Consider the following 19,459-nt stretch of genomic DNA (forward strand, 5'->3'; position numbering starts at 1 on the left):
GTCCACTCATGACGGGCGGGACGCCCATCCCACAATAACAATTAAAATTGTAAGTTATTTAATTCGCGATCCTTAGAGTTATTAGACCTGACCGGGGCTGACGTTAACATTGATGCGATGGGAACTCAAACCGAGATTGTGAAACAAATTCGCCACAAAAAAGCTGATTATATTGTATCTCTTAAAGCTAATCACCCCACTTTACATTCTCAGGTTAAAGAAGGGTTTGATACCAGAAGAGCTAATAACTTTGAAGGCATTAAAGTTAGTTATAACCAACAGATTGAAAAGGGACAAAATAGCACTGAAAAACGTTATGTTTTGGCTGTTCCTTTAGAGGCTTTCGGTGGTCTTTATCAACAAGACCAGTGGTCGGGACTGCAAACCATCGTCATTATTGAAAGAATCCGCCATCTTTGGAACAAAACGACTCATGAAGTCCAATTTTATCTAACTTCTCTGCCTGCGGATGCTCAACTTCTTGGTCGTGCCATTCGTCAACATTGGACTATTGAAAACCAAGTTCATTGCACTTTAGATGTCACGTTCCATGAGGATCAATGTCGGATTCGTTAAGGTTATAGTCAAGAGTAATTTGACCATCTTGAGACGGATGGCACTTAACGCTCTTAATCAGGAGAAAACATTGCAGCGTAGTCTTCGTCAAAAAATCAAACAGGCTGCTATGAATAATGATTATATGATGACTGTTCTCAACTCCTTTTGTCAAGCTTGATTGAGATGCTCTTACCCTGCTTAAATTATCTCATAAATTAGATAATTTAGGCACGATGAGTTAACCGATGTTTGCTAAAATTATTTTGGCGATCGGTGTCGATCGCCAAAACCAGCAACTTCTGCCAGCGTATAAAGCGGGCGGCCCTTCACCTCCTCATAAATACGCCCTATATACTGACCCAAAATCCCAATACTCACCAACTGCACCGCACCCAAAAAGAAAACAGCCATCATCACAATTGTCAAACCCGTTAAGGCAGAACTTGGATAAAAAAGCCGCCAATACAAAATTAAAAAAGCCATTAACACAGATATAAATGCAGCAAATAACCCCATATAAATCGAAAGTCTGAGGGGAACTTTTGAAAAAGATACTAAACCATTCATCGCCAAACTTAAAGATTTTCTGAAGGTATACTTAACCTCGCCAGCAAAACGCGGATCGCGTTCAAACTTAACCGCCGTTTGTTTAAAACCAATCCAAGCCCGCAGTCCCCGAATGTAACGATTGCGTTCTGGCATGGCGTTGAGTACATCCACCACGCACCTATCCATCAAACAAAAATCTCCGGTATCTATCGGAATATCAACATCAGCAAGATGGCGCAAAATGCGATAATACATATAAGCCGGCAACCGCTTAAACCAACCTTCTTGACGGCGTTGAGTGCGTTGAGCGTAAACAACTTGATAGCCCTGCTGCCACCGTTCTACCATATCTATAATTAGCTCTGGCGGGTCTTGTAAATCGCCGTCCATGATGACTACGACTTGACCGCTAGAAAAGTTTAAACCAGCAGTTACAGCTATTTGATGACCGAAATTGCGGGCCAAACTGAGGTAACAAATTCGCGCGTCTTTTTCGTGCAATTCTCGCAAAAGTTCGAGAGAGCGATCGCGACTGCCATCATTGATTAAAATTAATTCTACTGGGCCGTCCATTCGATCCATCACGGCACTAATTCGCCGATACAATTCCGCGAGATTTTCTTCTTCGTTATAGATAGGAATTACCAAGGAATACTTAGGTGTATCGTTCATTGCAGTTTCTGTTTAAAAATCGGCTTTTCAACCGTTAAATCAAAAGTTTCTTTTTACCCAAACACGCGGGCTGCTTCACAAGAGAGGTTCGGCACGTAATTTCGCTCTTTGAGCCAGACAACAGCAGCCCCCAAAATAGCCGCATACCAAAACTTATCTATTTTCTTAAATACGAAAAATAAAAGATACCATAAGAATGACACACGCCCAGCTCAAACATCTGTTATCATAGATGTTTAGTCAGACTATAAAAATTACAATCATAACCCATCGATTCAAAATTGCATGACAAATTCCAATTATCTTTGGCAAGCAAATCAAGACTTAAGCGAAGCTTGTCTGCAACATCCCTTTGTCAGAGGCATTGCTGACGGCAGCCTCCCCCAAAATAGTTTTGCATATTACGTTGCACAAGACGCATTTTTTCTGGGAGCCTTCGCTCGCGCTTATAGTATCGCTGCGGCAAAAGCACCCGACTGGGAGGGGTTTGAAATTCTCCACAATCTCGGTAGTGGCGTTTTAGAAGAACTTCGTTTGCATCAAGGATATGCAGCCAAATGGGGTGTAAACTTGCAAGAGGCAAAACCGGGAATCGCTACCCGCCGCTACACAGATTTTTTATTAGCGACAGCCTGGGGGAGTGGTGTAGGTTTGACAGTAGCCGCCATGACTCCTTGCTTGCGGTTGTATGCTTTTTTGGGACAGCAGCTAGCTAAACCTAATATACCGGAACACGCCTTTAGCGACTGGATTTCGACCTATAGCAGCTCGGATTTTGAGATTTTAGCAAAACGGCTGGAAAGTTTGGTCGATCGCTACGCCGAAGCTACGCCGGAAGTAGAAGCAACCTATCGCTACGCTATGCTATGCGAAAGAGACTTTTTTCAGGCAGCTTGGGAAATAGAGTAAATTAAGTTTGTGCAAAAAATATGGAAAACTATCTTAAGCTACCTACACGCAGTAAATTTAACAGCCATGTACAGCAGGAATGTAGCCAATACTGTCATAACAGCATATCCCCAACGAGGGTGACTACTCAACACTAAACCGAGTCCGATGGAGAGCGATACAATGCCGTAAGCGTAGCGATGAAGCGATTGCATAACACTGGAGTTGAGCAGTAGCGCTAAAGAGCAAAAGCCGAAATAGACGACTGTAATGCTCAGCCTTTTTCGCCCATACCACAACAAATAGCTACCGCCCAAATCAGAGCAACTTTACTAACAGCTTGCAACCACCAATAATGCAAGCAAAAATGCCCAACTATTAATGAGTATCCCTGCTAATTTTACTTGCATTCCAAAAGTCGTGAAGCCGCGCATAAGCAAAGGAAACAGCGGATAAAAAGCCCCAGAATGCTGATGCCCATCATCTGCATAGCTGTAGCCTAAATTAGCGATTTATATGTGCCATTTACCGTCCCATCAGGAAGCATATAGCAGCGACAAAAATTAACCATTACCCGCTTTTGGAGCGCTCCAGGCGCGGAATTACTTCTAACCCTAAATCAGTATTTGTCATTGCTAAAACAGCGAAAGACTGTAGATTTAAAATTAAAGTATAGTCCGCTGCCGATCGCTCGCCAAATATATACGTAAGTACAGCCGTACTGCTAATTTTAACGTCCGAGTTTATTGGGAATCCCTTCGCAGCCGCCGGGAATAGTCTCTCTCGACTTCGAGCCGCACCAAGCGCAGCAGTAATAGCGCTGATCCTCCGACAGCCGCTTGACACCGGTGAAATCAACACGTTCCACTACAGCGCCAGTATGTTCGCCTGTTTGATAGTTGGGAAATTCGGTACGGCTGCGGGGGGATGCAGTTTGTGCCGAGCCGTAGAATAATGCGGCGGCTCTCATGTCAGCGCGAGCGAGATTGGCGTCGTACAAGACAGCGCGCGAGAGGTTGGCTTTCACTAAATCGCACTTGCTGAGATTGGCGCGGACGAGGTTGGCTTCGCTCAAATCCGTCCACCGCAAATCGGTGCCAGCCAGGTCAGCACCCGCTAACATGACATTGAGATCGATAACGCGGATACCGTGATCTCTATCTTCAGCGTAGCCGCCGTCGCCGTCAAGGATGGGGCGGCCTAAAAGCCGATCGCGCTTCAGCGGAGTAACCAATCTCGACTGCGACAAAAACCGCAGAATTTTAGCTTTACCTTCAGCATCTACACTGCTCATAATCGCAGCGGTGCGGCCTTCTGCGATCGCCCTTTCCTGCGGCCAGTCTTCCAAAAACCCTTGTTCGTCAAGGGCTAAGTCGGAAACCCCTTGAAAATAAGCATCGATCGTTTGCTGCTGCGTAATTCGATTTTGCTGAATAGTCAAATCTTTCGAGATCACGTACTGCCGCCAAGCCACATAAACGCCCAAAATTGCGATCAAAATTTGGCCCAAAGCGCCGATCAACTCGCCGAGAGCGCCGATGGCGTCCCAGTTGATTTGGATGTTGCGGCTTCCCGGTTCAGTATTACTACCGCTGAGCATCAGCAAGCCAACAATCCCAGCTAAAAGACCAAAGCAAGCGACGATCAGCGTGCGCCAAGTTGGCGGAATTACCTGTACCCAGATTTTGCCCCAACTCGGCCACATTAGCCGCAGCGATATGCCGATCGCACCGACGGCGCCAATTAAGCCCAGCCAAATGTTGTCATTGGCCAGCCCAAAAATCATCGCTGCGATCAACCCCAGCGTCAGCACTGACCCCGACTTCTCAGTAGTCGTTTGTTCCGGCTGCTGCGACAAAAAAACCTTGCGAGTAGGAGGCGGCGGCACCGGTTTTTCCGGTTCAGCAGTAACGACGATTGTCCCTGATTCTGGTGGCACAGTAGGGCTCGCACCGTTCTGACTTTCTACAGTCACGTTAGACTCAGGGCGATTGGGTTGAGAAGAGTTGTTTTCTGGTGTCATGCGTTGAGGCAAATTCTAATTTTAGCCGGTCACTAAAACGATTTTAACTAACCAAGCAGGATTCTAGATAATATTACAATATAAATCTCCACTAATTACGCTCAAACAGGTAACATAATATGACACTGGTGCTGCCTAATCTGCAAGAAAAACAAAGGGGTCAAGTTGTTACAACAATCGCCGTCACGAATCGCATCGATCTAGTTATGGCTGAACGGGGATTTATTTTTGCTGAGGAAGTTCGCTCTGTTACCCTCGATAACGTTGTTGTCGATACTGGAGCAACTCTGCTTTCCTTGCCCGCTCCCATTATTAGCCAACTAGGTTTAAGACTCGTAGGAGAAAGAGATGTAGAAACATCGGCTGGCATCACAAAAAGTCGAATTTTTGCAGGAGCTCAAATTATTGTAGAGGGGAGAGAAGGCAGATTTGATTGTTGAGAATTGCCCGAAGGCGTTTCTGCTGTTTTGTTGGGCGTGATTCCAATGGAAGAACTAGGGTTAGAACCAGATTTTAAAAATCGACAGTTGCGAGTATTGCCGATGAACAATCAGCAAACATATCTGATGGGTTAGTTGAGATGCGTTTACCGTAGCACAAACCTCTCACCTGTGATTCCTATCATGTCCAGTCAATCGATTTTAGATTTTAGATTTTAGATTTTAGAATTGAAGGATTGAAGTATTGAAGTATTGAAGTATTGAAGTATTGAAGTATCGATTTTAGATTTTAAATTTTAAATTTTAAATTTTAGAATTGAAGTATTTACCTACGGATAAATTCGGGGAGGGAAGTTTATCGGCTACAGGTTTTTTATTTCTCCACGGATGAATCCGGGGGCTTGTATCCTGGATGCTTTCGGTCAATTAGCCACAATCAAAAATGTTTGTATTTAGGACTAAAATTTTGATAAAAAATTGAGTAATAAATTCCTCATTACCAAGTAATTTTCTTTGTTTTTGATATAAGAGATATTATTAATATCGGTAAAAAAATGACAAAACAACATGGTTTTTGGGTAAATACAAGTGTTTTGCCCTACATCTAGCGAGCAGAATAAGCCTTGAGCAAATACACGCCTACCGTCGAAAAAATCAAAACAACTAACCCTAAAAGTAACTCGATACTAAACCTTTGAGCATTGCCCAAAGCGACAAGAATTTGCTGCCGCACCACAAACGCCAACAGCCAGCAAATCTCCGCCTTCAGCCAAACCAAAAGGCCTCGCGCCAACAGATATTGGCGGTGAGCGTTCTCAGAAGTAATCCGTACCGGATAATTAAAAGTATGCGGATAGCGCGATATTGCAGTTAAAACCGCAAAAATAATGGCAGCCACAGCCGGCACGATCCAAATCGTTACCTTGTCGCCCCAAGCATCAGCCAGCCCCCCCAAGCCGAAATGAATCGGAATTCGATCGGGCAAAACCGCCCAAAACTTGACGATGAGCAAAACAGCCAGCAAAAGCGCGATCGCACCTAAAAGCTCTACCGCCACTAAAACGGGCGAAAGTCCCAGAGAAATAATCGGCCGTTGGTTTGGTGCGTTTCCAGTCATGGCTACGTGAACTACCCACACTAAATCGAAACGATTATAGTGTGGGCTTCTAACATCACAGAGGAATGCCTCAGAACAGACTTGCGTCCCATCTTTGGTCTTACTTCCCCTCCGTTAGCAAAAACGGCTGCTCCATCCGTCTGTAATATCCTGATGCCTTCCGCTCTAATGTTTGTTGCGGCGTTACCATCACGGTCATGACGAGTACCGCAATTAGGACAAGTCCACTCCCTAACATCAAGCGGTAACTTATCAATCTGGTAATAGCAATTAGAGCAGAGCTTGGAGCTGGGGAACCAGCGGTCAGTCTCAACCAACTTGCCACCTTTTTTCTCTAGCTTGTAAGCTAGGAAATTGATAAAGATTCCCCATCCCACATCAGATATGGCTTTAGCTAAATTGTGATTGCGTACCATGCCTTTGACATTAAGATTCTCTACTACGACAACTTGGTTTTCATTGACGAGCTTTCGCGAAAGCTTATGTAGAAAATCCTGACGGGATTTAGTTACCCGTTCGTACACTTTAGCTACCGTCTTTTTAGCTTGGTTCCTTGAATTACTTCCTTTCTGTTTTTTAGCTAGCTTTTGTTGCTTGCGTTTGAGGTTTTTCTCGTGTTTGGCTAGATGCTTAGGGCGATCATACTTAGAGACTTTGCAGCCATTGCTCGTAATAGCAAAATGAGTCAATCCCAAGTCAATTCCAATTACTTTGCCGACCGTTGAAACAGTCGGATTGTCGCCTTCACTCTCCGTCAATATTGAGGCAAAGTATTTCCCAGAAGGATTTAAACTAACCGTAACGGTTTTGATTTTTCCTTCTATGTTCCTGTGCAACTTGGCTTTAACTTTGCCGACCTTGCCAGGAAACTGAACAAACCCATCAAGTACCTTGACATTTTGAGGATACTGAATCGATTGCTTATCATGCTTTGACTTGTAGCGCGGGAACCTAGCACGACCTGCAAAAAAGTTTTTATAGGCGGTTGTGAGGTGGAGCGTTGTTGCTTGCAAAACTTGGCTGTAACATTCAGACAACCAAAGTGTTTCTTCGGCTTTCTTGAGTTTTGGTAAAAAGGCATTGAGTGCTGACTGACCAAGGCTTTTACCCGTTTCTTTATAAGTCTCAATTGACTTATTTAGACCATAGTTCCACCACCATCTGGCACAGCCAAAGTGCTGAGACAGTAGAGCTTGTTGCTCTAATGTTGGATAAAGTCGAACCTTGATGGCAGTATGCAGCATCTCATTACCTCCTTACTGTATTATACACATTCCAGTAAAATATCTACAAAAATAAAGATTTGGAGATTTCCGTACCTACAATCTCCCTGCCTTTCATCCCGCCCCTAAACTGGGTACAGTTATAGCGGGGGACTTCCCAGCAAGGAGTTAAAATTAGATTAATATTGAAAATAATAGTATTGGTTCCAATTTCATTCCCCAACAGCTTTCGTTGGGGGTTTCCAAACATCCCGCGAGGTTCTATGACGGTTCAGGTCTTGATTGAAAAGAAAAAGTTAGAAAAACCGCCCCTAACAATACACACATTAGGCGATCGCGTCCTGCGGCAGCCAGCCAAGCGCGTCAAAAGCGTCGATGCAGAAATTCGGCAGCTAGTGCGAGAAATGCTGCAAACCATGTACAGTGCGGATGGTATCGGTTTGGCCGCCCCCCAAGTCGGAGTCCACAAACAAGTAATCGTCCTCGACTGCGACCCGGAAAACCCTGCCACACCCCCAATGGTTTTGATCAATCCCACCATCAAAAGTAGCAGCAGCGATATCTGCATCTTGCAAGAAGGGTGTTTGAGCATTCCGGGAGTTTATTTAGAAGTCAAACGCCCAGAAGTCATTGAAGTCTCCTACCGCGACGAATACGGCCGCCCACAAACCCTGATAGCAACAGACTTACTGTCGAGAGCAATTCAGCACGAAATGGATCACCTCAACGGAGTGCTGTTTGTAGACAGAGTTGAAAACAAGCTCGCACTGAATGAAGCATTAGTCAAGCAGAAATTTTCGCCAAAGGCAGTAAAATCAGTATGATGGCAGGAACTCCGAAAAGTGGTTTACTATTAGCTCTTTCGTGCATCACTGCGATCGCGGCAGTCGGCTCCATTTTTGAGCTGTCATCGGGAGAAGCTCAACTTGGCAATTTAGTCACGGGCATCATCCTCGCCCTGAGCGTACCGCTAACTGGCATATTTTTCTATGCAGCCGTTCAGGATGCCAGGGCAAATCTATAAGCAGAGTTATTAGTCATTAGTCATTAGTCAGCAGTTATTAGTAATTAGTTATTAGTCATTAGTCAGCAGCTAACAACCAATAACTGTGGAATAAAGACTGCTCAAAAATAACATCAGCTAACAGCTCGCGAACTCATGACCAATGACTAATGACTAAGCTGTTGGGCATCTAAATTGTATTTTTTGGGCGGGCTTTCTGGCCCAACCCCTACTCCCCACAAGACTTTTATTAAATTTGACTATACAATTTAAATGCACTTGGGCTTAATGACTAATGACTCATAACTCATGACTAATGAAATCGGATTTCTGCGACAAGTGCCAGCAAAAGACGCTGTGGGAACCCCAGTATCCAATTACCAACTTTCTGAAGAAGGGGAATTGGTTATCGGACGCGATCGCAATTGTCAAATAACTTTAGAGTCGATCGCCCACGGCATGGTTTCCCGTCGCCACGCCATGATCCGTCCCCTAACCCAGGGTACTTTGACGAGATGGGAAATTTGCGACCTCAACAGCGCTAACGGAACTTATATCAACGGAAAAAAGCTCTCTGGCTGCCAAACTTTAGAAACAGGCGATCGCATCAGTCTCGGTCTTGACGGCCCTGAATTTATATTTGAATCTCCCGTCACCCCTTACCAAAATCAACCCGGATTAAGAGCACCACAAACGGGCAATTTTGCTGGTAGCGAAAAAGATGCTCTCACTTTAACTCAATTATTCCCGATCGCCTCCACGGGCAAACAATTAAGCCAAAAAGCTTACTTATATCCAGGTATCGCCACAGTTATTGTTGTCGTTTCGATGTTTGTCGCCGTTGGCAATTCCGCAGCATTCAACTTGCTGCTGTCAGCTTACCTCGCCGGTGCGGCTTACTACTTTATCTATCAACTGTGTGGCAAACACAAGCCTTGGTGGGTATTGCTTGGTTCGGCTTTAGCTACAGTCCTGATTGTGATCAGCCCCTTATTAATTGGATTTATATTAGTATTTAGAGAAATTTTGCCCGGCCGTCTGCCAATCGAAGGCGAAACAATCAGTTTTTTGCCTTTTTTGACCAGAATGTTTTTCGGGGCGGGTCTAATGGAAGAATTGCTGAAAGCCCTGCCCGTTTTGGGAGCAATGTTGCTGGGAAATTGGCTGAAAAATCCGTGGCGCGATCGCATCGGTGTTTGGGAACCTTTAGACGGAATTCTGTTAGGAAGTGCTTCGGCAGTCGGCTTTACACTGTTAGAAACTCTGGGACAGTACGTTCCCAATGTCATCCAAAATGTCACTCTGCAAGCAGGGCCCGACGCCGGACAATTAGTAGGATTGCAGTTGCTAATTCCCCGCATTTTGGGTTCCGCCGCCGGACACATGGCTTACAGCGGCTATTTGGGATATTTTATCGGTTTGAGCGCCCTCAAACCCAGGAAGCGCTGGCAAATTTTGGGCGTAGGTTATTTCAGTGCTTCGGCACTTCACGCTTTGTGGAATGCGTCGGGAGCAGCCAGCGTACTTTTGCTGGCGTTGGTGGGAGTTTTGTCCTATGCGTTTTTGGTAGCTGCGATTTTGAAAGCCAGAGCTCTGTCTCCGAATCGAGAGCAAAATTTTGCCACGAGAATATTTTCTGAAAAGTGACTGCTGACTGGTTAATTGTTGAGGTGCGATCGCACTTCAAACTGCCATTTTTTTCTTGTGTTTTAACCAGCTTAAACCTGCCAATGCTAAAGCTGTCCCCCCAGCAGTGAGAGGTTCGGGAACAGGTTCGGGTTCGGTATTCACTAAAGTGTAAGAAACCTCGGCATTGGGGGAGATATATCTAGAGTATATAACATAGCTGTCGGTGACGATCGATCCATCGTCTATATATGATTGATAGTTCACCTGTCTGTGTACTACCTCCCTACTCCACGAGCCAGAGGTAACTCCGATAGACCAATATGCCCTGCCCTCAACCCTCAAGAAAAAAGGCCCTCCTGGTTCGTCTGGAGGACTGATATAGTCTCTTATCGCACCGTCGCCGCCGCTGGCTTGCACTCCGAGAAACTGCCCTTCACGAAATACAGCTCGAACCCCTGCCAAATTATCATATTCTTTTGTGCTTCCCAACTCGGGAAAAGTAAAACCGTACATTCTTCCCTCGGAAACTGTCCCCTCGGAAATTCCTTCAATGTCTATTCCTGTAAGCAAGGAGTTATCCACCTTTAAAAAACCGCTACCTTGACCGTCAAAATTGATATTGTAGGTGAGTACGGCGGCTTGTGCTTTGTCTACTCCTGCTAATGACACCGCTGAAAACAAACTTAAAATTGTGCTAGCGATCGCACTTCCTAATCTGGGCCTTAGTTTTTGACTCATTGTTTTTTATATTAAGCTTTACGTAAGTGTAATTTATGGTAGTGAGCGATCGCCCGTAATTATCCCCATTCTTAAAGTAAATTTTTTTGAATTCAAAGATTGCGGAATGTAAATAACCGAACTAATACGGATGCGTCATCTGTTGTATTTGTATAATTTCTGACTTTCACTATTACTTTTGAACACAAACCAGAAAAATGTTTGATCGTAATCGCCAAATATTCCGACGGGTTTGTGTTGTTGTTGCTATGCTGCCGACGATCGTCCCGATACATATACACACTTAATAAAATTTGTCAATACGCAATTTCCAGATATTTTACCCCAGTATTCTCTCCTTGTGTATGATTCGCTTCTGCTTAATTGCCCGATGCGATAATCGCAACTGAACTTAGAAATTCTTCACAAATAGTTTGACTGTGGTACTATCTGGATGGCTGTGAGTAGCTGAGGGAAGCCAAGGGGCTTGATTCCTGTGGTGGTGGAGGAGAATCCAGGAGTGCTAGATAGGATGTCATTGGGATACGCAAACGTTTTCGGCCAGCGAAGTCAACCTGAACCCCTCCGCATTGGGGTGATTGGGGTTGGCAATATGGGCCAGCATCACACGCGAGTTCTGAGCTTGCTAAAAGATATCGAACTCGTCGGTGTTGCCGACATAAATGTAGAGCGGGGAATAGATGTAGCAAGCAAATACCGGGTTCGCTTCTTTGAAGACTACCGAGATTTGCTCGCCCACGTAGATGCAGTTTGCGTCGCCGTTCCAACTCGCCTGCATCACCCTGTGGGGATGTCTTGTCTCCAAGCGGGTGTTCACGTTTTAATTGAAAAGCCGATCGCGGCTAGCATTGCCGAAGCCGAATCTTTGGTCAACGCGGCTGCTGAGGCCCACCGGATTTTACAAGTGGGTCACATCGAGCGCTTCAATCCAGCTTTTCAGGAACTCGGCAAAGTGCTGAAAACTGAAGAGTTACTGGCATTGGAAGCTCACCGGATGAGTCCCTATTCCCAGCGGGCTAACGACGTATCGGTAGTTTTGGATTTAATGATCCACGACATCGACTTGCTCCTGGAATTGGCAGATTCCCAAGTAGTGAAGCTGACGGCCAGCGGCAGCAGGGCATCAGATTCAGGTTATTTAGACTACGTGACAGCGACGTTGAACTTTGCTAACGGCATTGTCGCCACCCTGACTGCCAGTAAGGTGACGCACCGCAAACTCCGTTCAATCGTGGCTCACTGCAAAAATTCTCTGACAGAGGCAGATTTTCTCAACAACGAAATCTTGATTCACCGGCAAACAACCGCCAATTATGTGACGGATTACGGTCAGGTGCTTTACCGTCAAGATGGGTTGATCGAGAAAGTTTACACCAGCAATATTGAACCGCTCCACGCAGAATTGGAGCATTTTATTAATTGCGTGCGGGGTGGAAATCAGCCTTCTGTGGGAGGAGAACAAGCTCTCAAAGCTCTGCGGCTTGCCAGTTCGATCGAGCAAATGGCTCTCGACGGTCAAGCTTGGTATCCGAAAGAGCTAGAGTCTACTTTGCAAGTTAGCTAAATCGAGACAAATCTTGTCGTTTCCGGGTGCTTTTACAGTTTGGGTTTGTTGTTTGTTGAAGAGAATAACTGTTCCCATGCAACCGGATTCGATGTCAGCCGATTTGACATTTGAGACGGGGGCGCGAGCATTTCGGCGAGCGCGAGCATCGAGCCGCGCTCACTCGATTCGCGCGAGCGTCGAAGGATTTTAGACTTTAGATTGACTCTGCAGATGAATCTGGGGGCTTGAACTAAGGTTTAAATTTTTTTGCTCTCCACAACACGAGTCGGGGGCAATTGTCCGTCTTGAGGTGAGGTTAGGATTTATCAGAAAATTCGGTTGAAAACCCTGTCCTTGTAGGACGGCTTTTTTCCATTGTTAAGTAAAATAACAAATCCATCTTAACAAATGAAGATGGTAGAATAACCAAATCAGACAAGATGTAAAAACCTACCCCCGGACTGGGGGAAAGTCTACGCCCAAAACATTTTTGAGGAGATATGACTACGCACTCTTTTGTGCCCAGAGTAGTCAGCCTGGGAACCCTAGCTATAGGGATATTAAGACTGAAATGTCTTAAGAATCCCCGTGCCTTAAGGCCGGAGAGTGTCAAGCCAAAAAAGAGCGGCTATTTGACGACTGATGGTTTTGCTAACTAGCTGATTTCCTTGAGGGCTCAGGTGAATGCTGTCTCGATACAAAGTGGGAAATTCGGCCGCACAATTGAAAATGGGAAGAAAATCTATGTAAGTAATTTTCTCTGTTTCTACGAGTTCGGCGAGACGCGCTCTAGCTTTGACTTCCCAGTCGCGAGGGCCCGGGCAGCCGAGTTCGCCCCGCTTGGGCGTGACGGCTAGCAAAAACTCAATGTTGGCGGATACAGCTATTTTCTGGATTTGGCGAATAGCCTCTAAGTTGCAGCCTACTACATCGCCGCTTGTGGCTCCTGGTGCTGCCAATTGGGGAGTCGGCACAGCAGGTAGCAGATAGCGGCTCAATAACTCTAGGGTAGCCGATCGGGGTTTGCGATCCGGGTAAGAGCGATCGCGCCCCACAACCAGATCGCAAGGAGCCGATGCAAACAAATCGTCCGTATTGAGCAGCAAAACCAAAGCCTTTGCCCCAAAAACACCGAACCGCTTGGCGTAAGCAAGTTGATTCCTCGGCCCCCAAGAATTGGCTGAGGCGTTGAGAACTTCAAAATTTAAATAGTTGACTTGTGAACCTAATTGTGCATCGCTCGCCAGATGCTGTACTTGCAGTCTCAAATTCCGAGCCATAATTTCCGAGATCGTATCTGTCTGATGTGTCCACCAACCGCCGTTGGCGACAGAATCTCCCAACAGCAAGACGCGCAGAGTTTCTGGAGGGGCGATCGGGGCGATCGCTCCAGTACGCATCGAATACTCGTTAATCTCAATCCGGTTGCCCAAGCGACGCACCTTCTGGTTGGGCGCCAACAAATAGCCGCACTCGGCATCGGCAATATAAATCAAGGGATTACCAAAACCCAGCAGCACCCGCAGCAGCACTTCGATTGCCGCCCCCAATCCGGAGGTGACAGCCAAAATTATGAGAACAACTTTCACCACTTAACCTCGATAGAGAAGGAAAAACCCCTGCCGACACCAAGGTATAAAAAAGAATGCAACTGCAGTCAAGCTTTCAACCCCGATTGTAGTCAGCAGATTTTAGATTAAAGATTAAAGATTAAAGCATTGACCGAAAGCATCCAGGATACAAGCCCCCGGATTCATTCCGAAAGCAGACTCAGGACCCAGAAATAAAAAACCTGTATCCGATAAACAAGGGCCCGAATTTATCTCGCGCAAGTCAATGCTTCAATTCTTTAATCTAAAATCTAAAATCTAAAATCTAAAATCGATTGACTCCTGTCTACAAGCAAGTATCCGTCTTTGAGTGAGGTGAGGTCGCCTTTGTAAAATCTAAAATCTAAAATCTAAAATCTAAACTGTTATGGCTGCGGGCTTTGAGCAACTTGGCGACCCGATTAAGTCAACCGAATCGCCCCCGTCGATATAGAATTCTAGAATATACCGTCAAAATCCGCCGTCAGCCGTCAGTGAACTTGGTGGTTTCAGGAAAATCCGTGGACTTAAAACAAATATTCAAAACGCCGAATCCCATAATCGGTGTCGTACATTTACAGCCTTTGCCAACTTCTCCCCGCTGGGGCGGAAACCTCAAAGCTATTATCGGAAGAGCCGAGCAAGAGGCTACAGCGCTGGCTTCTGGTGGCGCAAACGGTATCATTGTCGAGAACTTTTTCGACGCTCCTTTTGCCAAAGACAGCGTAGATCCGGCTGTGGTAAGTGCCATGACTCTGGTAGTTGAGAGGCTAACAAATCTCGTGACGCTGCCGATCGGCGTTAACGTGCTGCGAAACGACGCCCACAGCGCGATCGCCATCGCCTCCTGCACAGGAGCTCAATTCATCCGCGTCAACGTCCTCAACGGCATCATGGCTACAGACCAAGGCTTAATTGAAGGCCAAGCTCACCAGCTACTGCGCTACCGCCGGGAATTGGGCAGCGATGTCAAAATATTAGCAGACGTGTTAGTCAAGCACGGGCGACCCCTAGGCAGCCCCAACTTGACCACAGCCGTCCAAGAGACGATCGGGCGCGCTTTAGCCGACGCCGTAATCCTTTCCGGCTGGACAACTGGTAGCCCTCCCAATCTCGAAGACTTAGAACTCGCGAGTGCTGCTGCTGCTGGAATTCCAGTTTTCATCGGCAGCGGCGCCTCGTGGGAAAACATTTCCACCCTCATGCAGGCCGCTGACGGCGTAATCGTATCGAGTTCCCTGAAACGAAACGGCCGCATCGAGCAGCCCATCGATCCGATCCGCGTCAGTCAGTTTGTAGAAGCTGCCCGTCGCAGCTTGTCACAGAAAGAGCCCGAACAGGAAAATAGAGATGCTAATGGCTCAAGAGGGCCCACACCGGAACCGGGCAAAGTCACAAGTAAAACGTAAAATAGGAATTGTTGACTGTTGGCAGTAGTCATCAGTCATCAGTCATCAGTCATCAGTCAACAATTCCCAATTCCCAAATTACCAAATCAAAAAATGATTCGCCGACGTTCAACCCCTTGGATTCATCGCTGGTCTCGGACTGTGATGGCAGCGATCGCAGCCATAGGCGTCGTAGAAACGGCCTATCTCACGATCGCTAAATTCACCAATGGCTCGGTCATTTGTCCCACCAGCGGCTGCGACAAAGTTCTTAACAGTCCCTACGCCACAGTCTTTGGTACAGTGCCTTTAAGTTTGTTAGGCTGTCTGGCTTACCTGAGCATAGCAATCCTGGCATTGGCTCCCAAAGCTGTAAATCCCGCCACCAAGAAAGGACTGCACTCTCAACTAGAAAACAAAACTTGGCAAGCGCTATTTATCATCACCGCTGCGATGGTAATTTTCAGCAGCTATTTGATGTATTTGATGGCTTTTGAAATTCAGGAACTGTGCATTTACTGCGTCACTTCTGCCTTATTTGCGCTGTCGCTGTTTGTACTGGTGCTAGTCGGGCGCGAGTGGGAAGATATCGGGCAGTTGGTGTTTACAGGCATTTTGGTGGCAATGGTGAGTTCGATCGGCGCCTTGGGACTTTATAACAGCGTCAAATCACCTCCTCCTATTGTCTCTACCCCCGGACTTGCACCCCCTGCCGTCACTACCACCTCCGGCCCGGCCGAAATGGCTTTGGCCCGCCACCTCCGACAAATCGGCGCTAAAGAGTACGGCGCTTACTGGTGTCCCCACTGCCACGACCAAAAAATGCTGTTCGGCAAAGAAGCAGCCAAAATAATTGATTATTTTGAATGCGATCCCAGGGGGCAAAATTCCCGCGCCCAAATTTGCCAAGCGGCGGCTGCGAATGTTAAAGGTTTCCCGACTTGGGAGATTAATGGTCAGTTTTATGCAGGGACACAATCTTTGGATAAACTCGCTGATTTATCGGGTTACACCGGCCCCCGCACCTTTCAAAACTAACAGGAAAGTTGGAGATTATAGATGACAGATTTTAGATTGATTGGCAGGAAATATCCTGGTTTTTAACTTAGTTTATCGTTGGCTCCTGCGGCGAAATTAATCTAAAATCTCGCATCTATAATCAATAAAAAAATAGTAAAAATTAGTTACAACGAAAAACTTTAAAACAATTTGTGGCTCTCTAAGCTGTTCGGCATTTAAAGGGCTTGCGTAAGGTGCGTCAGCATCTAAGGTTTTCGGTTTCAGCGTAAGGGTTATAGCTGACGCACCCTACTAGCCTCGTTACTGGTTTAAATGCTCCACAGCTTAGTATTTAGAGCAGCGAATAAATACTAGAACTTTTACACAAAAACGCCAGAAACCGGGTTTCTGCTTCCAGAATGATTGTTGAAATGACATATTTTGGTGGCGAAACCCGGTTTCTGCTGTTGCAGCCCGATCGCACCGAAAAACTAAAAAATTGGATAATCTAAAATCTAAAATCGACTCGCTCGCACCGAAAAACCAAAAAATTGGATAATCTAAAATTTAAAATCTAAAATCTAAAATCGACTCGCTCGCACCGAAAAACCAAAAAATTGGATAATCTAAAATCTAAAATCTAAAATCGACTCGCCCCGGAGATGTAAAACCTATACGTAGTAGTAGTTTAGATGCTCACAGGGCGAAGCCCAAATCCCCAAAATATGCTAGAAACTATCAAAAAATGGGTCGATCGAGAACGCCGAGTATTGATTACTGCGAGTGCCGTTGCTAGTACGGTCATTTTAATGCGCTGGTTCGGATGTTTTCAGGTGTGGGAATGGGCTGCTTTCGACCAATTTGTGCGCTGGCGGCCGGCCGAACCCATTGACTCGCGCATCGTCATTGTAGAAATTAAGGAAGCTGACTTGCAAAAATACGGCTACCCAATTTCGGATGCTGTCTTGGCCCAATTGCTGCAAAAATTGCACGCTGGCAAGCCGCGGGCGATCGGCCTCGACATTTACCGAGATTTGCCAACTCAACCGGGTAACGCCGAATTGCTCAAAACTTTTAAAACTATTCCCAACTTAATCGGCATTGAATTGATGCCAGACGAAACCAGGTTGGGAGTTCGCCCACCTCCGGTACTTGAGGCGCTAGATCGAATTGGTTTCAACAACGTTGTCATCGACGCTGACTCAAAAGTGCGGCGAACTTTGCTCTACGCTTGGCCCGGAGACGGCAAAACTCATCAAAGTTTCGCACTCAGACTGGCTTTGCTTTACCTCAAAAGCGAAGGGATTTCGCCTCAACCAGCAAGAGTCAATCCTACATACTTGCAGTTAGGCAAGGGGGTTTTTCGGCCTTTTCAACCGAATGACGGTGCTTACGTTCGATCGGACAGCCGTGGCTATCAAATTTTGACCAACCTGCGCGGCCCACGAGGCAGTTTTCGCACTGCATCGATGAGCGATGTGTTATCTGGCACCGTACCTGCTGATTTTGTACGATCGCGCATTGTCTTGATCGGCTCAAATGCCCCCAGCCTCAAAGACTTTTACCAAAATTCTTACAGTTCCGGTTGGTTTAGTCCTCCCCAACAAATACCGGGAGTCGAGCTTCAGGCTCATTTCTTGAGCCAAATTTTGAGTGCAGCCATCGACGGGCGCGGGGGTATCAATGTCTGGCCAGAGGCTGCGGAGTTGCTGTGGATTTTGCTGTGGTCTTGGGCGGGAGCAAATGTGAGTTGGAATTTGCGATCGCTTGGTCGATCGGCTTACTGTTTATTAAGTATCTGTCTAGGTCTGAGTGCCAGTTTATACTTGGTATTTTTAGCCGGTTGGTGGCTACCGTTAATTCCTCCAATCGTCAGTCTTGTGGGTTCTGGTGCTGCTGTTGTGGGTTATCTGGCTCACTTGCAAGAAGAATTAAAACGGTCTAAAGAATTTTTACAATCGCTAATCGATACAATTCCCGACCCAATTTTTGTCAAAGATAGAAATCACCGCTGCGTAGTTTTGAATCAGGCATATTGTCGGTTTATTGGCTATCCTTTAGAAATTTTAACTTGCCGAACCGATTACGATTTATTTCCCCAAGCCGAAGCCGAGATATTTTGGCAGGAAAACGAATTAGTATTTCAAACTCACCAGCCGCGAGAAAATGAAGAATATTTTACTGACGCTCACGGAATTACGCATCTAATTGCGACTAAAAGATCCCTGCATAAAGATGCTGCAGGCAACCTATTTTTAGTCGGAGCAATCAGAGATATTACCGAGCGCCAACTTCGGCAAAATGCCCTAGAACAAAAAAATGCTGAGCTCAGCCACCAAGCTTATCACGATGCTCTTACCGGTTTGCCCAACCGCCAAATGTTCTACGAATGCTTGCATCAGTCTCTAGAAATAGCCTCCAGCAATCAGGAATTGGTAGCTTTACTGTTTTTAGATTTAGATGGATTTAAGTCAATCAACGACACTCTCGGACACAATGTGGGCGATTTACTCTTAAAAAAAGTTGCCAGTCGGCTCAAAAAATGCTTGCGCGGCAGCGATACAATCTCGCGGTTGGGCGGCGACGAGTTCACAGTCATTTTGCCCGTAATTCCCGGCCGTGAGGAAGCTGCGAAAGTAGCTGAAAAAATTTGCGACGCCATTATGCAGCCTTTTATGTTAGAAGAACATACAGTTTCTGTAACTACAAGTATTGGCATTAGTTTATATCCCATTGACGGTCAAGAGCCAGAGATTTTAGTTAAGAATGCCGATGTTGCGATGTATCGTGCTAAGGAACGCGGGAAAAATCAATATCACTTTTATTAATTAAGACCAGTTAAAAACATAATACAACTGTAGGTAAAGTCCCCACCCCGATATTGATAAGTCATTTATAATTATTCAATTTTTTTATCTAAAATCTCAATTACTTCAGACAAAATTTGAGCAATTTTAGGTCTCAAACCTTAATTGGGCAGTGAGGGAGATACAGCATATTCGGTGGTTCGTGAAGTACACTAGACCTCTTGCAAAATAATTTTATGATATAATGAAAAGTTTTGCTGAAAGTTGATTGAATCCCAACTCTTAACTTA

General features: G+C 45.8%; 14 protein-coding genes and 2 pseudogenes. 10 read left to right on the forward strand and 6 right to left on the reverse strand.

Annotated elements, in window-relative coordinates; translation table 11 throughout:
- Window positions 1-72: 72 nt before the first annotated feature.
- Window positions 73-736 (forward strand): annotated as a pseudogene (locus QUB51_RS28120) (ISAs1 family transposase); the annotation flags it as partial.
- Window positions 737-816: 80 nt separating this feature from the next.
- Here the strand turns inward: QUB51_RS28120 and QUB51_RS28125 are convergent.
- Window positions 817-1,779: a glycosyltransferase family 2 protein gene (locus tag QUB51_RS28125; RefSeq protein ID WP_333058643.1), complete on the reverse strand. Its 963-nt coding sequence runs from the start codon at window positions 1,777-1,779 to the stop codon at window positions 817-819.
- Window positions 1,780-2,064: 285 nt separating this feature from the next.
- Between QUB51_RS28125 and QUB51_RS28130 the strand changes: the two genes are divergently transcribed.
- On the forward strand, window positions 2,065-2,688 hold the full coding sequence (locus tag QUB51_RS28130) for a TenA family protein (RefSeq protein WP_333058642.1): 624 nt from the start codon (window positions 2,065-2,067) through the stop codon (window positions 2,686-2,688).
- A 709-nt stretch (window positions 2,689-3,397) separates the two neighbouring features.
- Here QUB51_RS28130 and QUB51_RS28135 read toward each other — a convergent pair.
- Window positions 3,398-4,690, reverse strand: coding sequence for a pentapeptide repeat-containing protein (locus QUB51_RS28135; protein ID WP_333057454.1), 1,293 nt, complete (start codon window positions 4,688-4,690; stop codon window positions 3,398-3,400).
- A 119-nt stretch (window positions 4,691-4,809) separates the two neighbouring features.
- On the opposite strand from QUB51_RS28135, the pseudogene QUB51_RS28140 reads away from it, so the two are divergent.
- Window positions 4,810-5,265 (forward strand): annotated as a pseudogene (locus tag QUB51_RS28140) (aspartyl protease).
- Window positions 5,266-5,734: 469 nt separating this feature from the next.
- Here the strand turns inward: QUB51_RS28140 and QUB51_RS28145 are convergent.
- Together QUB51_RS28145 and QUB51_RS28150 are read right to left on the reverse strand one after the other, a co-directional pair.
- Window positions 5,735-6,247 (reverse strand): DUF1648 domain-containing protein, encoded by a 513-nt coding sequence (locus QUB51_RS28145; RefSeq protein WP_333057456.1) that lies wholly within the window; start codon window positions 6,245-6,247, stop codon window positions 5,735-5,737.
- Between the two features lie 20 nt (window positions 6,248-6,267).
- Window positions 6,268-7,491 carry an RNA-guided endonuclease TnpB family protein gene (locus QUB51_RS28150; protein WP_333057457.1) on the reverse strand — a complete coding sequence of 408 codons (1,224 nt, stop codon included), beginning with the start codon at window positions 7,489-7,491 and terminating at the stop codon, window positions 6,268-6,270.
- A gap of 242 nt (window positions 7,492-7,733) precedes the next feature.
- On the opposite strand from QUB51_RS28150, the gene def reads away from it, so the two are divergent.
- The 3 genes from def (at window position 7,734) to QUB51_RS28165 (ending at window position 10,120) form a co-directional block, all read left to right on the forward strand.
- A complete protein-coding gene (gene def, locus QUB51_RS28155; RefSeq protein ID WP_333264194.1) occupies window positions 7,734-8,294 on the forward strand; it encodes a peptide deformylase in 561 nt (186 codons plus the stop codon).
- Window positions 8,294-8,494, forward strand: a complete 201-nt coding sequence (locus tag QUB51_RS28160; protein WP_199292547.1) for a hypothetical protein — start codon at window positions 8,294-8,296, stop codon at window positions 8,492-8,494. The genes def and QUB51_RS28160 overlap by 1 nt, the downstream gene beginning before the upstream one ends.
- 288 nt (window positions 8,495-8,782) lie before the next feature.
- Entirely contained in the window at window positions 8,783-10,120 is a 1,338-nt protein-coding gene (locus tag QUB51_RS28165; RefSeq protein WP_333264197.1) for a PrsW family glutamic-type intramembrane protease, read from the forward strand.
- A gap of 36 nt (window positions 10,121-10,156) precedes the next feature.
- Here the strand turns inward: QUB51_RS28165 and QUB51_RS28170 are convergent, their stop codons facing one another.
- Entirely contained in the window at window positions 10,157-10,840 is a 684-nt protein-coding gene (locus QUB51_RS28170) for a PEP-CTERM sorting domain-containing protein (protein ID WP_333264200.1), read from the reverse strand.
- A 511-nt stretch (window positions 10,841-11,351) separates the two neighbouring features.
- Between QUB51_RS28170 and QUB51_RS28175 the strand changes: the two genes are divergently transcribed.
- Window positions 11,352-12,404: a Gfo/Idh/MocA family oxidoreductase gene (locus QUB51_RS28175; protein WP_333057462.1), complete on the forward strand. Its 1,053-nt coding sequence runs from the start codon at window positions 11,352-11,354 to the stop codon at window positions 12,402-12,404.
- 575 nt (window positions 12,405-12,979) lie between these two features.
- On the opposite strand, the gene QUB51_RS28180 is transcribed toward QUB51_RS28175, so the two are convergent.
- On the reverse strand, window positions 12,980-13,975 hold the full coding sequence (locus QUB51_RS28180; RefSeq protein WP_333057463.1) for a GDSL-type esterase/lipase family protein: 996 nt from the start codon (window positions 13,973-13,975) through the stop codon (window positions 12,980-12,982).
- Window positions 13,976-14,496: 521 nt separating this feature from the next.
- On the opposite strand from QUB51_RS28180, the gene btpA reads away from it, so the two are divergent.
- The 3 genes from btpA (at window position 14,497) to QUB51_RS28195 (ending at window position 19,190) form a co-directional block, all read left to right on the forward strand.
- Window positions 14,497-15,384, forward strand: coding sequence for a photosystem I biogenesis protein BtpA (gene btpA, locus QUB51_RS28185; RefSeq protein WP_333057464.1), 888 nt, complete (start codon window positions 14,497-14,499; stop codon window positions 15,382-15,384).
- Between the two features lie 93 nt (window positions 15,385-15,477).
- Window positions 15,478-16,401, forward strand: coding sequence for a vitamin K epoxide reductase family protein (locus QUB51_RS28190; RefSeq protein ID WP_333057495.1), 924 nt, complete (start codon window positions 15,478-15,480; stop codon window positions 16,399-16,401).
- A 653-nt stretch (window positions 16,402-17,054) separates the two neighbouring features.
- Window positions 17,055-19,190, forward strand: a complete 2,136-nt coding sequence (locus tag QUB51_RS28195) for a CHASE2 domain-containing protein (protein WP_333234156.1) — start codon at window positions 17,055-17,057, stop codon at window positions 19,188-19,190.
- The last annotated feature ends 269 nt before the right edge of the window (window positions 19,191-19,459 follow it).

It is taken from the genome of Microcoleus sp. AT8-A3, assembly GCF_036705675.1.
Classification (GTDB): domain Bacteria; phylum Cyanobacteriota; class Cyanobacteriia; order Cyanobacteriales; family Microcoleaceae; genus Microcoleus.

Coding starts and splice junctions, on each gene's coding strand:
- QUB51_RS28175 (WP_333057462.1), top strand. CDS start 11,352: ATGTCATTGGGATACGCAAACGTTTTCGGCCAGCGAAGTCAACCTGAA.
- QUB51_RS28195 (WP_333234156.1), top strand. CDS start 17,055: ATGCTCACAGGGCGAAGCCCAAATCCCCAAAATATGCTAGAAACTATC.
- QUB51_RS28190 (WP_333057495.1), top strand. CDS start 15,478: ATGATTCGCCGACGTTCAACCCCTTGGATTCATCGCTGGTCTCGGACT.
- QUB51_RS28160 (WP_199292547.1), top strand. CDS start 8,294: ATGGCAGGAACTCCGAAAAGTGGTTTACTATTAGCTCTTTCGTGCATC.
- def (WP_333264194.1), top strand. CDS start 7,734: ATGACGGTTCAGGTCTTGATTGAAAAGAAAAAGTTAGAAAAACCGCCC.
- QUB51_RS28165 (WP_333264197.1), top strand. CDS start 8,783: ATGACTAATGAAATCGGATTTCTGCGACAAGTGCCAGCAAAAGACGCT.
- QUB51_RS28150 (WP_333057457.1), bottom strand. CDS start 7,491: ATGCTGCATACTGCCATCAAGGTTCGACTTTATCCAACATTAGAGCAA.
- QUB51_RS28135 (WP_333057454.1), bottom strand. CDS start 4,690: ATGACACCAGAAAACAACTCTTCTCAACCCAATCGCCCTGAGTCTAAC.
- QUB51_RS28170 (WP_333264200.1), bottom strand. CDS start 10,840: ATGAGTCAAAAACTAAGGCCCAGATTAGGAAGTGCGATCGCTAGCACA.
- QUB51_RS28125 (WP_333058643.1), bottom strand. CDS start 1,779: ATGAACGATACACCTAAGTATTCCTTGGTAATTCCTATCTATAACGAA.
- QUB51_RS28145 (WP_333057456.1), bottom strand. CDS start 6,247: ATGACTGGAAACGCACCAAACCAACGGCCGATTATTTCTCTGGGACTT.
- QUB51_RS28130 (WP_333058642.1), top strand. CDS start 2,065: ATGACAAATTCCAATTATCTTTGGCAAGCAAATCAAGACTTAAGCGAA.